General features: G+C 56.1%; 10 protein-coding genes and 2 tRNA genes. 3 read left to right on the top strand and 9 right to left on the bottom strand.

Going from position 1 to position 15,345, the window contains the following annotated elements:
- The first annotated feature begins 108 nt into the window (after positions 1-108).
- Genes ACRQFC_RS04580 through ACRQFC_RS04570 form a run of 3 tightly spaced genes read left to right on the top strand, consistent with a single transcriptional unit; the run spans position 109 to position 4,981 of the window.
- On the top strand, positions 109-600 hold the full coding sequence (locus tag ACRQFC_RS04580) for a hypothetical protein (protein WP_284897624.1): 492 nt from the start codon (positions 109-111) through the stop codon (positions 598-600).
- Positions 597-1,859 carry a restriction endonuclease subunit S gene (locus ACRQFC_RS04575; protein ID WP_410374593.1) on the top strand — a complete coding sequence of 421 codons (1,263 nt, stop codon included), beginning with the start codon at positions 597-599 and terminating at the stop codon, positions 1,857-1,859. The genes ACRQFC_RS04580 and ACRQFC_RS04575 overlap by 4 nt, the downstream gene beginning before the upstream one ends.
- A gap of 11 nt (positions 1,860-1,870) precedes the next feature.
- Positions 1,871-4,981 (top strand): type I restriction endonuclease subunit R, encoded by a 3,111-nt coding sequence (locus tag ACRQFC_RS04570; protein ID WP_284896848.1) that lies wholly within the window; start codon positions 1,871-1,873, stop codon positions 4,979-4,981.
- A 218-nt stretch (positions 4,982-5,199) separates the two neighbouring features.
- Here ACRQFC_RS04570 and ACRQFC_RS04565 read toward each other — a convergent pair whose 3' ends face one another.
- The 9 genes from ACRQFC_RS04565 to gyrB all read right to left on the bottom strand — a co-directional run bounded on the left by ACRQFC_RS04565 (position 5,200) and on the right by gyrB (position 15,305).
- A complete protein-coding gene (locus tag ACRQFC_RS04565) occupies positions 5,200-7,737 on the bottom strand; it encodes a S8 family peptidase (RefSeq protein ID WP_284896847.1) in 2,538 nt (845 codons plus the stop codon).
- Positions 7,730-8,698 (bottom strand): AAA family ATPase, encoded by a 969-nt coding sequence (locus ACRQFC_RS04560; RefSeq protein WP_320753651.1) that lies wholly within the window; start codon positions 8,696-8,698, stop codon positions 7,730-7,732. The genes ACRQFC_RS04565 and ACRQFC_RS04560 overlap by 8 nt, the downstream gene beginning before the upstream one ends.
- Before the next feature lie 107 nt (positions 8,699-8,805).
- Positions 8,806-8,881, bottom strand: a tRNA-Ala gene (locus ACRQFC_RS04555).
- On the bottom strand, positions 8,881-9,006 hold the full coding sequence (locus ACRQFC_RS04550) for a hypothetical protein (RefSeq protein ID WP_257960159.1): 126 nt from the start codon (positions 9,004-9,006) through the stop codon (positions 8,881-8,883). Before ACRQFC_RS04550 ends, ACRQFC_RS04555 begins: the two co-directional genes overlap by 1 nt.
- A gap of 17 nt (positions 9,007-9,023) precedes the next feature.
- Positions 9,024-9,097 (bottom strand) — tRNA-Ile (locus ACRQFC_RS04545).
- Positions 9,098-9,169: 72 nt separating this feature from the next.
- A complete protein-coding gene (locus tag ACRQFC_RS04540; RefSeq protein ID WP_284896845.1) occupies positions 9,170-9,859 on the bottom strand; it encodes a YczE/YyaS/YitT family protein in 690 nt (229 codons plus the stop codon).
- Positions 9,852-10,517, bottom strand: coding sequence for a DUF3566 domain-containing protein (locus ACRQFC_RS04535; RefSeq protein WP_284896844.1), 666 nt, complete (start codon positions 10,515-10,517; stop codon positions 9,852-9,854). Before ACRQFC_RS04535 ends, ACRQFC_RS04540 begins: the two co-directional genes overlap by 8 nt.
- A gap of 1 nt (position 10,518) precedes the next feature.
- Complete coding sequence (gyrA, locus tag ACRQFC_RS04530) at positions 10,519-13,143, bottom strand: DNA gyrase subunit A (protein WP_284896843.1); 2,625 nt, start codon at positions 13,141-13,143, stop codon at positions 10,519-10,521.
- A gap of 14 nt (positions 13,144-13,157) precedes the next feature.
- Positions 13,158-15,305: a DNA topoisomerase (ATP-hydrolyzing) subunit B gene (gyrB, locus tag ACRQFC_RS04525; RefSeq protein WP_284896842.1), complete on the bottom strand. Its 2,148-nt coding sequence runs from the start codon at positions 15,303-15,305 to the stop codon at positions 13,158-13,160.
- Positions 15,306-15,345 lie beyond the last annotated feature (40 nt).

Below are 15,345 nucleotides of genomic sequence, written 5' to 3'. Positions count from 1 at the left end.
GTCTTGTTTCACGGTAGTCATTCTGGTTTATCTCCTAGGTGGTTTTCACCCTCACACACAAACCATTAGACACTCTCACTCATCGACGCGACCGAGTTCTACGCCAAAATGCGCAAAAAACTCGGCGATAAGGGCCGTGAACTTACCGAAGCTAACCGCACCACAATCGTGCAGCTCTACGCCAACTATGTAGAGACCGGGCACTGCAAGATTGTGCCCATCGAAGAATTCGCCTACTGGAGCATCACCGTTGAGCGCCCGAGGCGCGATGATAATGGCGAGATTATCACTAACGCTCGCGGTAAGAAACAACCAGATGCAAGCTTAAGGGATACCGAACGCGTGCCATTCACGTATAACGGCAACACCCACGCCGACGCCGGACGTAACGAAACCATCCAGGCGTATTTCGAGGCAGAAGTGAAACCATACGTCCCCGACGCTTGGATTGACGAGAAGAAAACCAAAATAGGCTACGAGATCCCCTTCACCCGCTACTTCTACCGCTATCAACCACCCCGCCCACTCGAAGACATCGACGCAGAACTCCACGAGGCGACCCGCGAAATCCTCGATCTCCTCAACGAGGTGACCGAATGAGAACAGTAGCCTTGCGAAGGCTGAGCACAGTGCCAATCGCTAATGGACTAGGTCTTCCCGGAAATAATGCTGAGCCGTTGGATCCGAGGTACATAAGAACGACTGATATTGCGAGTCCAACGACACTGAAAGATGACACATTCGTCTCGCAACCAGCTGATATCGCTAGGAAAGCTTCTGTCAAATACGGCGATCTTCTGCTTGTATCAGCGGGAGCTTCTATCGGGAAAAGCGTCCTGTATATGAGTCATAATCCTGCCTGCTACGCGGGCTTCCTGACTCGAGTAAGACCTAAATCAATTAGAGAAGGACGCTTTCTATCATATTGGACGCAGTCCCTCCATTTTATAGACCAGGTAAGGTCTACAGCGGTTCAATCAACAATCGAAAACTTCTCCGCTTCTCGGTATAAGGAACTTCGAGTTCCAGTAATATCCGAGGTGCAACAGGAGCGCATTGCCGAGTATCTTGATGTTGAGACGGCGAAGATTGACCTCCTCATCACCAAACAACAAGAACTGATTGATCTCACGAAGGAAAGAGCCGATGCTGATATCGAAGCGTCAATCTGGGGGCAAAGAATTGAAACGGATCAGGAGTCGGAGATCATCAAGCGATCTTATTATCCACGGAACATCTCGAGTTTGGCACTCGAACGTCGGCTGGCTACTCTACCCAAGACGTGGGACGTACAGCGTTTTAAGTGGGTCTTCACTCGCAAGGATGAACGAAACACTGATCTAGTATTGGAAATGCTTTCGCTGCGCCAAACTGGAGCCGTTGTGCCCCGATCTGAAACTAGGCAGAGCCAAGAACCAAGCGAAGCATCTATTCCGAAATATCTTGCAGTGTCCTCGGGTGATTTAGTTGTAAACCCTATGTGGCTGACGGGTGGAGCAATCGGCGTCTCTGAGCGTGCAGGCGCAGTAAGCCCTGATTATCGTGTTTTCGCCATAGCAGATCAGTTGCTACCTAGCTACGCGCATGAAATTTTACGCAGTGTTAGCTATAGACACCAGTCGAAATTGTTTGAGCGTGCCAGCACGACTTTTGATCGACGAATCCAGCAGATCGATCTGGACAACTTACCGGTGCCGATTCCTCCGAAAGAGGATCAAGAGGAGATTGTGCAAGAGGTTAGAAAGATACATAAGCACAGAGATGAGCTTATCAACATCGTCGAGCGTCATATCGAACTCGCACAGGAGCGGCGCTCAGCATTGATTACTGCGGCGGTGACAGGTCAGATCGAGGTTTAGGAAGATAGAGCATGGGTGTTCAGCACGAGAAGAGTTTCGAGACCGAGATCTGCGAGTATCTCGGCGCGCATGGCTGGCTCTATGAGGAAGGTTTTTCCGGTTATGACCAAGAGCTGGCGCTGATCCCGGAGGATGTATTTGCGTGGTTGCAGGCCACCCAACCAGAGCAATGGGCGCGCGTGGTACCAGCAGATGCCTCACCGGTAGAAGCGCAGTTAGCTAAACACCTCTTGCTTGATCGACTTGTGAAGTCCCTTGAACAGCCCCTCGAGCACGGGGGTGGCACGTTGGCTGTTCTGCGCGGTGGGTTCAGAAAAACACCAGCGAAGTTCGACATGTGCGCGTTTCGGCCCGCTACCTCAATGAATCCGGTTGTGCAGCAGCATTACGCGCTCAACCAGTTGCGGGTGGTGCGGCAGGTACATCACTCCACAAAACGCCCACACGACTCCATTGATTTAGTCTTTTTCGTCAACGGCCTGCCAGTAGCCACAGCCGAGTTGAAAACCGATAACACCCAGAGCGTAAATGACGCGGTACGCCAGTACCGCAAGGATCGCCTACCCCAGGGCGAACCCCTGTTGAAGTTCGGTTCCCGAGCACTCGTACATTTCGCAGTCTCAACTGACGAAGTGCAGATGACTACAAAACTTGACGGTGCAAACACCGTGTTCTTGCCGTTCAACCTAGGCAACGATGGCGCTGCCGGTAATCCCGTGAACCCGAATGGGGCCACAACCTCATATCTGTGGGAGCGGGTGCTGCAGCGCGATAACTGGTTGCAGATTCTAGAGAGGTTTGTGAATCTGCAGATCACCGAGAAAGTTGATCCGATTACGGGTGCCCGCACGCGCAGTAAGCAAATCATCTTCCCGCGTTTCCACCAGTGGGAAGCCGTAACCAGTCTGCTGAAAACAACCCAGAAGGAAGGAGCCGGGCACAAGTATCTGATCCAGCATTCTGCGGGTTCTGGCAAGACGAACTCGATTGCGTGGCTGGCACATGGACTGGCAAACCTCCACAACGCTGACAACTCGAAAACCTTCGACTCTGTCATTGTGGTTACTGACCGCACCGTGCTTGATGACCAGCTTCAGAAAGCTATTAAGTCTATCGAGGGCACGAAAGGAGTCGTCGGCACTATCAATGCCGATGAAGTACGCAAAGCCTCGGCTTCCTCGAAGTCTGCACTCCTTGCTCAGGAACTCACTGGCGGCAAGCTCATCATTATTGTCACGTTGCAGACCTTCCCGTTCGTGCTCGACGCTCTAGCGGAACAGGGTGGGCTCGCAGATCGAAAGTTCGCGGTGATCGCGGATGAAGCCCATTCTTCGCAGACTGGCACGAGTGCGCAGAAGCTACGCCAAGTGCTCTCCCAAGCAGAAGTGGAAGCCCTCGAAGATGGCGGAGAAGTCAGCGTGGAGGACGTGCTTGCCGCTGAGATGGCGGCGCGTGCCACCGCCCATAACATTTCCTTCTACGCATTTACCGCCACACCAAAGGGCAAAACCCTGGAAATGTTTGGCCGGCCCGGCCCGGACGGTAAACCGGAACCTTTCCACGTTTACACCATGCAGCAGGCCATCGAAGAAGCCTTCATTTTAGACGTGCTGCGCAACTACACCACGTACAAGACAGCCTTCCAGCTCGCGCAGAAAACTGGGGATGTGAAGAGCGAAGATGAACTGGTAGATGAGTCCACCGCTACGAAAGGACTCATGCGCTGGGTGAGCCTGCACCCAACAAACATCGCCCAAAAAGTACAGATCATCGTTGAGCATTTCCGCGAAAATGTCGCCCATCTGCTTGATGGGTATGCCAAGGCAATGGTGGTCACGTCGAGTCGTGCTGCAGCGTTGAAATACAAAATAGCGATTGATGCCTACATCGATAAACATGACTATCAGCTCGGCACCCTCGTTGCTTTCTCCGGCAGCCTTACTTCCAAGCAGATTGACGACACCGTACCCGGAGTACAAGAGCCATATACCGAGGTGACTATGAACCCCGGCTTGCGCGGGCGAGGCATTCCACAAGCCTTCGCTGGCGGCCAATACCAAGTATTGATCGTAGCAAACAAGTACCAGACCGGCTTCGACCAGCCATTGCTGTGCGCGATGTATGTCGACAAGCGGCTCGACGGTATTGAGGCCGTCCAGACCCTATCCCGGCTCAACCGCACCTTGCCAGCTAAAGGCAAGGACACCACGTTCATCCTTGATTTCGTCAACGACGCCGAAACCATCTTGCAGGCTTTCCTGCCGTACTACCGGACCGCCGAAATCGTTGAGACCACCGACCCGGATCTGGTACACGACCTATCACGAAAACTTGAAACTGCGGGGATCTACACCGGCGATGAAGTCGATGCGTTCGCCCAGGCGTTCGTCATCGACAAAGCACACGGAAAACACACTGCGCCACTGAAGCAGGCAGCTGACAGATTCAATGACCGTTATGTGGCTGCGGTAATGGATAAGAACAAAGCTGAGATTGATGAACTCGACCTGTTCCGCAAAGACGTTGGCTCTTTTGTGCGCCTGTACGATTTCTTGTCGCAGATCGTTGACTACCAAGACACCGACCTGGCGAAACTCGCACTATTCCTTCGCCTGCTCAAGCCGCGTTTGACTGGACGTAAAACTCCAGAAGAGATTGACTTCACCAACATCGAGCTGACGCACATCAAGCAGACTCGAAAGAGCGAAGGAGCTATCCCGCTCGTCGGCGAAGGCGACAAGCTCAAGCCCATGGGGGTTGGTGGCGGGCGCTCGCGCGATCCGCACATGGTTGCGTGGCAAGAGATCCTCAACAATATCAACGCACTGTTTGAGGATGAAGACTTCGATCCCGGTTCAGTGGAATCCTGGGTTCAAGGCGTGGTCACGATCCTTGTGCAAAACGATGAAATCAAGGACCAGGTTAACGCGAATACCAAAGAACAATTCCGAGAGTCTCAAACAATCGAAACCGCAGTCACCAACGCAGTGCTCGACCATCAAGATACCCAGAACGTCATCATGGAGAAGTTCTTTGAAAGCTCACACCGGCGCAACCAGATCATCAAAGAAATCTCCGATCTCGTTTACTGGAAACTCCGGAACCGACGAGATGAGAAGTAAGAAACCGCGGGTGATATGTGTACAACAAGTTCCTATTTATGCGATTCAGCCGTTTGCACCGTCGTAAGCGACAACGGAGGTAAATCCTACTGTTGACTTTGCTCGGATTTCCCGTAGGATCGCTCGCGAAGACCCCGGAACGATCACCAGCCTCGGCTGAATCGCCGGGGTTACGTCTACCACTGAACCACACGCTACATCCCTGTATCGCAAGCAAGTTATATAGAAATCGGTGTTGATACCCACGTTTCTACCGGAATGCTCAATTGATTAGCTATCGGCGTGTATAGATCTACCCCCTGCTCACTTGTCTTCAATGAAACGATGAGAGCATATCGAACCGCTAGATCACGGCGATCTTTACGATTGTTATTCTTCCACCAACCGCCCACGGGATATACGGCAATATTCTTGCAATGCGCTAACTCCACTCCCGCACCTAGCCAGTCGTCCTGATGCAATGAACCACGGCTTCGAGCTTGTTCACCTAAAAACCACCGCTGGGAATTGTTACTATCACTCGGGCGATCTTCGTCATTAGCCTGACGATTAACCCTCCGGATAAAGTCATCAGGGGTTTCCGTTGAACCTTGCAAATCAAAACGAAGGCCGTATGAAGAGTAGGAATACTTATTTCTCCAACCGCGACGAGAAGCAGATGGCTCAATAAAATAAGAAAGAGTTACTCGCAAACGTACTTCTTGTTCTCCCAAAGCTCTAAGTGCCTCCACCGGCCAGGGCAGCTGATGTAACCTCAAAGAAGGCATCATGAAGCGCTCCCCCTGAAAGGGAACGAAACTATCCTGCACCACTAAAGTGACGGAATGAGCGTTTGAATTCAAAACCGTGTACTCAGTTGGAACACCCCAACCAAATTCACGAAGAAGTGACTGGCGATCACCCTTACTCTGCTTTTCCTCCAGCCTGTGCTTCATGGTATCCGTCCACTCTGCCGAGTGAGTGAGTAATCCACGTACAGTTTCCGGCCAGTAATCCGGATAACGGCTCATGATCAACGCCGCTAATCTGGCAGCCTGTGCAGTTGCTGCACTCGTCGCCTCTGCGGATACCAGCGAAACATCGGAAGCTTTACCTGTAGAACACAGGGATAATGATTTGACGCGGGTCTCGCAGAGGCCACTACCGTCACTCAGCGTGTTTCCACCCTCCATACAAATATCGGGTTTGATTGGCCATCGGTTGTGATCAAATCCAGTTGATGTCCTGGTATGCGGTGAAATATCTCCCGCTGTAGCGACGGCATACCATCCATTGTCGTATTCCGGTGTGGATGGAACATCGGTCATGTTCGTATACGCGCCCACTGTAAGCGCATTCCAGGATTGTGCCGGATCCTCAATAGGATGGTTGCGAGAATTGGCCACATAGTCATCCTTGTATAAATTCACGTTGCCAGCGGCAGCGAGAATCAGACGCTTAATATCGTCTTGCGGCGCGGAGAGGAGTTTAATTTCCCCTTCGGTCTGGACAATCTCTGTACCCACTGCAAGAGCATCCACCGCAGACGACCATAACGTTGGCTCACCCGGGTTATCAGGGCGTGCCGTCAATGTTAAACAGAAAACGCGCTTTCGGTCAGGTCGAGCGATTTCCGGAAGTGCCACAGCCTGAACGGTTGCAGTTCCGTAATCAAGTGGGTCGAGCCGCTTGGCGTTATCCTCTGAGAAAATTCGAACCGATTCCAGTCTATGGTGAAGCAAAATATCATCTGTACCGCAGAATAACGGATCCAAGTTACCGTAAAGGGCGAGCCCTGCCATCGCGGTACCATGCCCACCCTCGTGTAGATCAGTTCCAGAACCTCCCAAAATAGAATGATGATCCGAAGCTGAAAGAGAATCTTTGAGAAGCAGATGCGTGCGAAGCACGCCCGTATCCAGATGACAAACAGCAGGAGCATCTTCTGAAGCGCACGTAATTCGCGAGCTCAGTTCTTGGACATAGTCCGTTCGCTCGGCAACGCAGAGATCTCTAACCCCGTCAATCAGAGTAGGGTAGCGTATCTCAGTGACGGGCACCCAGCTAAATGGCAAATTCTCTAAATCATTCCATTTCGCCTTGATCCATGCGACAACGTGAATATTGAATTGCATTCGCCATGAACGTTCGTGCAGCCGAAAAGCTATTACAAACCGATCCCATTGCTTAGCATCAAACCGCTGCGAATCTAGCCAGATTTCCCACCACTGCGGGCCGTCACGATCAGGCTCCTGGTCCGATGTCCACAGGTCTTGAAGAAATGCATTCCGAATACGTGACATATTCGCAACAAGATTGTTATTCTTCGGCTTCCCTTTAGCGCTTTCTTTGGTGAGATAGTCTTCAAATAACTGAAGAAACTCTTTTCGATACCGGTGAGATACCCATACCGTGACTTTTTCAGGTTGGCTGTCATGACCTTCCTGTACAGACAGCACCATCCATTTCATTTCACTGCGTTTCCCACCGCTTCGTGCGGTCAAGGAATCGATTTTGAGGGGATAGCAAGATTCCGCTCCCTCAAGAACCACCACTGCTCCAGTGGCACGTAGTTCCTCGTCGTTGGGGAACATGGACGTGGCCTTATGATCAAATTCAGCAAAGGCCTGCTCGGCCGATCTCAGAAGCTTCTTACCATGCGTACCACGATCAACATCTCGAACGTGTGGTCTTCCGCCTCCTGTTCTATTAAATCTCTCTGTCCGTACACATCTATCTATGGAAAGATGATCCCAGTTCGCCATTTTCTCACTCAAAGCTCGCAGCCTTCCTCGCTACCAACGCCGCGATGAGGTCCTCCCGGCTAACCCGACTTTCCCCGCGTAACAGCACTGTTTTCGCGGCGGATTCAGCGGCTTTCACAATCTCGGCGTGGCTCAACCCGGTGGTGTACTCACCCAGCTTCGCCATACTCACTCCCGTAACAAGACTTCCCAACCGAGCCTTCATCACGGACACCGCCTGCCGGGCATCCGGAAGTTCATAGGTGAGAACCGCGTCGAAACGCCGGAAAAGTGCCCGATCAAGAATGGCCCGATCATTCGTAGCAGCAATGACCAGCGACTGCGAGCTAGCTTCCTCCAGAAAAACAAGGAAAGAGTTGAGAATCCTCCGCGCCTCGCCCACGTCATTACCGCTGCGATCCGCACCCAGAGCATCACATTCGTCGAAAAGATACACCGCGCGAACCCGCGCAACTTCATCGAAAACCAGCCGCAGCTTCGCGGCTGTTTCACCCATGTACTTACTCAGCAAGCTGTCCAAACGCACCGAGACCAGCGGAAGACTGAGTTCACTGGCTAATACCGCGGCCGTCATGGTTTTACCGGTTCCCGGAGGCCCCTCAAATAAAAGCCGATGCACCGGCGTAAAACCGTGATCCAGCAGAGTTTTTCTTTGCCGCTGTTCCGATAGCACCTGTTTTATCTGCGCCAGCAACGCCGGATTAACAACCAAATCCTGCAGCTTCACCTGCGGCGCACTGGTATCCACCAATTCGGCAACATCGCCCGCCGGCCGCCTGATGAAAGTAACATTGCTCAGCGGTTGGCGTTCACGAGAAGAATCAACCGCTTTCTTGATATCTCCGGCAAGCACGTGGTGACCTGCTTTCGCCTCCCGGGCAGCAACTTGCAGCGCAACAGAATAAAAGTTTTCATCATCGCCGGCCCCGTAGGCGCGCACCATCGCCGCAACGTGACTACCAACTCCAGCCATGACGCACCTCCCCGTCCATCACATTCTACGTGCCAGAATCACCACTTATTTCGTGCCCAGCGGGACTGAGCGCATCACATACAAAAGCTTGATATCAAAGGAAAATCTGGTGGAGCTAAGGGGACTCGAACCCCTAACCCCCTGCTTGCAAAGCAGGTGCGCTACCAATTGCGCCATAGCCCCTAAGATTCCGGCGCGGGATCCGGAACGTGGTGCCAACGAGAATGCTCATCCATCACGTGCACCAGGGCAGCGACAGCACAACATCCAGCAGCAAGCGAGCCGAGGAAGAAACCAACCCGTTTCATAACCCTCCTCGTAACCGTGGGCCTAGATGGACTCGAACCATCGACCTCAGTCTTATCAGGACTGCGCTCTAACCAACTGAGCTATAGGCCCGGTGACCACATGAGTTTACACCGGCGAGCCGCCGTTTCCAAATCGTTTCGCTTGCGGTTCGCGTCACACTTGTTAGCTCAGCCGCAGCAGACGGCGCAGCGGCACCCCGAGCCAGGGAGTCACCAGGCGGATGGCCGGGCCGGTAAGCACGGCCGCCGCCAGGGTGCCCTCCCGCACGCCCACGAGCTCCCCGAGCACCGCGAAGGACAATGTGGTGGCCAGAGCAACCAGGGCGGCGTCGTTATAGACCTTGATGGCGCCGAAATTAGTCCAACGATGCACGCCGAAGCGGCGCACTGTTTTCCGGTAGATCGCGATGACCACGCCTTCACCGGCGTTAACGACCGCCCCGGAGCTCACCTCCACGCAGATACCCACCGCGAGCACCGCCACCCCGCCCAGGCACAGCAGCCACTGCTGGGTGTAGCTCGAATACGTGATCGGCCCGAGGATCGCGCCGGCTGCGTCGATACCGGTGGCCATGAGCAGGGCCATCGGTAATTGCAGGAATTCCAGCGGCGGGAATTCGCGGCGCAGCAAAGCCAGCTGGATCACGATGAAGACCACGTGCATGCACCCGGTCAGGGTGCCCACCGAGATCGGCGTCATGCGCGAAACCACGTAGGGGAGGGAAGAAATTGGGGAGGTCCCCAGGTCGGAGGCAATAGCCAGCTGGATACCGAAGCCCATAATGAACAGGCCCAGGGCCAGCACCAGGTAGCGGATAACCCACAGCCACCACGGGGCGCGCGCCCTACTCATCGGTGACTGTCAAGCGCAGTCCTCCCACCAGAGCCGCGAAGAGGTTGTAGATCAGCGCCGCGATCGCGGAGAGCGCGGTCAGAAGCACAATATGAATAATCCCCACCAGCACGGCGAAAGCCATCCAGCGGCCAAATTCCATGTATTCGCCCACCCGCAGCAATTCTTCATTGCCGAGGGTCTCAAATAGATCCGACATCTGCGAGAACACGTGCATGCCGTCCAGCACGAACCAGATGAGCATCATCGCGATCACGATCATCACGCCAATCGCCACGGACAGCAGGAAGCCGATTTTCATGGCGGACATCGGCTCCACCTTGGCGATGGTCATCCGGATCCGGCGAATGCCCACGGTTTGCTTCGCGGGGGCAGCACCTTCCGGGGCGGAAACCCGCGGGTAGGCGCTGGCTCGATGCCCGGTGGCTGCCCCGCCCGCGGCCGGGCCAGCTGATCCGCTGGTGGCCCGTGCCGGGCCGCCAGCAGCGCCGTCGTACTGCATAGCTGAATGCGCCGGCACGGAAGCAGTGGAAGCAGCCGGACCGGTGTGGCCCTCCGCCGCCGCGGGCATGGCCCCGCGCACCCGGGTGGCCTCCAGCCCCGCGCCCTCACGCCCGCGGCCGGGCCCGCGTTCCGGAGTGTGTTGTGTATCTGTCATCTCAGTTCTCCAAGGTTTCAGCGGCCGGTTCTGTAGATTCCGTAACTTCCGCAGCTGCCGTAGGTTCCGTCACCTCAGCAGCTTCCGAAGATTCCGCGGATGCCTCCGCTGCCGGCTGCTCGCCTCCGGCGGGGACCTCTTCTTCGATCTCCACCTCAGCATTACGCGCGACAGCAATAATTCTGTCACCCTTATCGGGCCGCACGAAAGTAACGCCCTGGGTGTTGCGGCCGGTGAGCGACACTTCATCAACCGCGGCGCGCATCACCTTGCCCGATTCCATAATAGCGAGCACCTCGTCACCGCTGGACACCATGAGCGCGCCCACCAAATCCCCGCGGGCCTCGGTCAGCTTCGCCACCTTAATACCCATGCCGGCACGCCCCTGCACCCGGTATTCATCCGCGCTGGTCCGCTTGGCAAAGCCCTGCTCGGTCATCACGAATACCTGGGAGTCATCATGCACAACGTCCATGGTCAGCAACGAATCATCCCCGCGGAATTTCATACCCGTCACCCCGGAAGCCGCCCGTCCCATCGGCCGCAGCGCTTCCGCATCCGCGGTGAACCGCAAGGACATCCCGTGGCGGGAGACGAGCAGCAGGTCATCGGCCTCATCCACGAGGGAAGCGGCCACCACCTCATCGCTGGACCCATCGGCCAGCTCGCGCAGCTTAATCGCAATCAAACCGCCCGAGCGCGGGGAATCGTAATCCTGGAGCGGGGTCTTCTTCACCAGCCCGGACTTCGTGGCGAGCACCAGGTATTTCGCGTCGTCGTAACTGCGGATCGAACGCACCGCCGCAATCGTTTCCCCGGGCTGGAAGGCCAGCAGATTCGCCACGTGCTGGCCCTTGGCATCGCGCCCACCTTCGGGAAGCTCGTAACCCTTGAGGCGGTACACCCGCCCGAGGTTCGTGAAGAACAAATGCCAATCGTGGGTGGAGGCAATCCCGAAGTGATCGACCACATCGTCCACGCGCAGCGAGGCCCCGCGAATCCCCTTGCCGCCGCGGTGCTGAGCGCGGTATTCGCTCACCTTGGTGCGCTTGACGTAGCCCGAGCGCGTGACCGTGACCACCACGTCCTCTTCGGGGATGAGGTCCTCCACGCTCATTTCCCCGTCGTAGGGAAGAATGGTGGTGCGCCGCTCATCACCGTACTTATCGGTAATGGCCTGGAGTTCTTCGGAAATAATGGAACGCTGGCGATCCTCGGAGGCCAGAATCCCGCGGTAATCCTCCACGAGGGCCCGCTTTTCTTCGTATTCGTCCAGGATCTTCTGGCGTTCCAGGGCGGCCAGGCGGCGCAGCTGCATTTCCAGAATCGCATTGGCCTGGTCCTCATCAATATCGAGGAGCTCCATGAGGCCGGTGCGGGCCACGTCCACGGTGGCCGACGCCCGAATCAGCGCAATAACTTCATCGAGGGCATCGAGGGCCTTGAGGTAGCCCTCCAGAATATGCATGCGCTTGAGCGCCTCGTTGAGGCGGTATTCGGTGCGCCGGCGGATCACGTCCATCTGGTGCGCGACCCAGTGCCGCACGAAACCGTCCAGGGAAAGCGTGCGCGGCACCCCGTCTACCAGCGCCAACATATTCGCCGGGAAATTATTTTGCAGTTGCGTATGCTTGTAAAGATTATTGAGGACCACCTTCGGTACCGCGTCGCGTTTAAGAACGACGACGATCCGCTGGCCGGCCCGCCCGGAGGTTTCATCGCGAATATCAGCAATGCCCGGGAGGCGGCCATCCTTGATGCCCTCCACCATTTTGTCCAGCAGCCGATCCGGATTGACCTGGTAGGGCAGATCGGTGATGACCAGGCAGGTGCGGCCCCCGATCTCATCGACTTCCACCACGGCGCGCTGGGTGATCGAGCCGCGCCCGGTCCGGTAGGCATCCTCGATGCCGCGGGTTCCCAGGATCGTTGCCCCGGTGGGGAAATCCGGGCCCTTGATACGGCGCATGAGCTCGCCCAGGAGTTCTTCCCGGGAGGTATCCGGGTGGGCGAGGTACCACTGCACGCCGTCATTCACTTCGCGCAGGTTATGCGGGGGAATGCGGGTGGCCATACCCACCGCGATACCTTCGGAGCCATTGACGAGCAGGTTCGGGAAGCGGGAGGTGAGGATGGTCGGTTCCATGAGCGAGCCATCGTAGTTCGGCTCGAAATCAACCGTATTTTCCTTGATATCCCGCACCATTTCCAGGGCGAGGGGAGCCATGCGCGCTTCCGTGTAGCGCGGGGCGGCTGCCCCCAGATCACCGGAGGTACCGAAGTTACCCTGGCCGGAAACCAGCGGGTAGCGCATGGACCAGGGTTGGGCCAGGCGCACCATCGTGTCATAAATCGCGGCGTCGCCGTGGGGGTGGTAGTGCCCCATAACATCGCCCACGATTTTCGCTGACTTGGAGAAGGAAGAATCTGGCCGGTATCCGCCGTCGTACATCGCGTAAATAACGCGCCGATGCACGGGCTTGAGGCCATCGCGCACGTCCGGCAGCGCGCGACCCACAATAACGGACATGGCGTAATCGAGGTAGGAGCTCTCCATTTCGCGCTGGAGATCCACCTCCATAATCGCGCCGTGATTATACGTGGACGTCGTTTCGCTTTCGCTCATAATGATGACAAATCCTAGATATCGAGGAAGCGCACGTCGTGCGCATTACGTTGAATGAAGCCGCGGCGAGAATCCACATCTTCGCCCATAAGAACACTGAAGGTTTCGTCGGTTGCGGCGGCCTCCCCGATGGAGACCTGCTTGAGGGTGCGGAATTCCGGATTCATGGTGGTATCCCACAGTTCCTCCGCGTTCATTTCACCCAGACCCTTGTAGCGCTGGATGCGCTGGGATTCTTCGCGGGGCAGCCGCCAGCCCTTGGCTTTGCCTTCTTCGAGCACCTCATCGCGTTCCCGATCCGAGAACACGTAGGAATGCGGGGCGTTCGTCCACTTGATGCGGTAGAGCGGGGGCATGGCCAGGAAGACGTGCCCGGCTTCGATCAGCGGGCGCATATAGCGGTACACCAGGGTGAGCAGGAGGGTCGCGATATGCGAGCCGTCCACATCCGCATCGGCCATGAAAATAATCTTGTGGTAGCGCAGCTTATCGATATCGAATTCATCGCCGATACCGGTGCCGAAAGCGGTGATGAGCGATTGGATGGTATCCGAGGAAAGCGCCCGATCCAGGCGGGCCTTTTCCACATTGAGGATCTTGCCGCGGATGGGCATAATCGCCTGGTGTTCCGGATCGCGGCCGTTCACCGCGCTACCGCCGGCGGAATCACCCTCCACGATGAAAATTTCGCATTCTTCGGGTTTATTCGAGGTGCAATCCTTGAGTTTGCCGGGCATCGAGGCCGATTCCAGCACGGATTTGCGGCGGGTGGCTTCCCGGGCTTTGCGGGCCGCGGCGCGCGCGGCAAAAGCCTGGGTGCCCTTGCGGATAATTTCTTTGGCATCCGCGGGGTGGGAATCAAGCCAGTCGCTGAGCTGGGTGTACATCTGCTGCTGCACGAAAGTGCGCGCTTCGGTATTCCCGAGCTTGGTTTTGGTCTGGCCTTCGAATTGGGGGTTCCCCAATTTCACGGAGATCACGGCGGTGAGGCCTTCGCGCACATCATCACCGGAAAGATTCGGGTCTTTATCTTTGAGGAGCCCGTGTTCGCGCGCGTACTTATTGATCACCGAGGTGAGGGCGGAGCGGAAGCCTTCTTCGTGCATCCCGCCTTCGGTGGTGTTAATGGTATTCGCGAAGGTATTGACCGATTCGGAGTAGGCCGAGGTCCACTGCATGGCCACTTCCACTTCGATCTGCTTCTCATCATCTTCGGCTTCGAAGTAGATGATGTCGTTATTGATGATGTCCGATTTCTTCATCGAGTTGAGGAACTTGACGTAATCAAGCAACCCGCCGGAATAGCAATAGGACACTTCGCGCTTGGCCGGGACCTCCGCGGCGGCTTCCCCTTCCGCCCCGGTGACTTCATCGCCTTCCGAAGTAGCAGAGCGGCGCTCATCAATAAGGTTGATACGCAGGTTCTTATTGAGGAAAGCCATCTGGTGGAAACGCTTACGCAGCGTTTCGAAATCATAATCCGTGGTTTCGAAAATATCCGGATTGGCCCAGAAAGTTTGGGTGGTTCCCGTTTCGGTGGTTTCTTCCCCGCGTTCCAGTTCCCGGGTGGGCACCCCGTTTTCGTACGCGATGCGCCATACGTAGCCATCGCGTTTGACGATGGTTTCCATCCGGGTGGAGAGCGCATTCACCACGGATACACCCACGCCGTGCAGGCCACCGGACACCGCGTAGCCGCCCTGGCCGAATTTCCCGCCGGCGTGCAGCACGGTCATCACAACTTCCACCGCGGGGCGCCCTTCGGTGGGATGCATATCCACCGGGATGCCGCGCCCGTTATCTTCCACGCGCACCCCGCCATCTTCGCGCAGAGTCACCGTGATGGTATCCGCGTAGCCGGCCAGCGCCTCATCAACCGAATTATCTACAACTTCGTAGACCAGGTGGTGCAGGCCGCGCTCCCCGGTGGAGCCGATGTACATACCGGGGCGCTTGCGCACCGCCTCCAGACCCTCGAGGACGGTAATATTTGATGCGTCATAGGACTGATCGGGGGATACTTCGCCGACGTGATGCGCAGGGCCCTGCGGGGCCGGATTTTGCGGGGCAGAATTCTGCTGGGCCGAATTCTGATCCGGCTGCGAGGCCGGGTTTTGTTCCGGCTGCTGCACCGGTTCGGGATGACTCGTTGTTTCCGACACGCGCGGAACACTCCTTCAGGCTAACTCTCAAAAATGGGCC

The sequence above is a fragment of the Actinotignum inguinis genome, from assembly GCF_051265835.1.
In the GTDB taxonomy this organism is placed as follows: Bacteria; Actinomycetota; Actinomycetes; order Actinomycetales; family Actinomycetaceae; genus Actinotignum; species Actinotignum timonense.
This window is presented reverse-complemented; position numbering and strand designations above follow the sequence as displayed.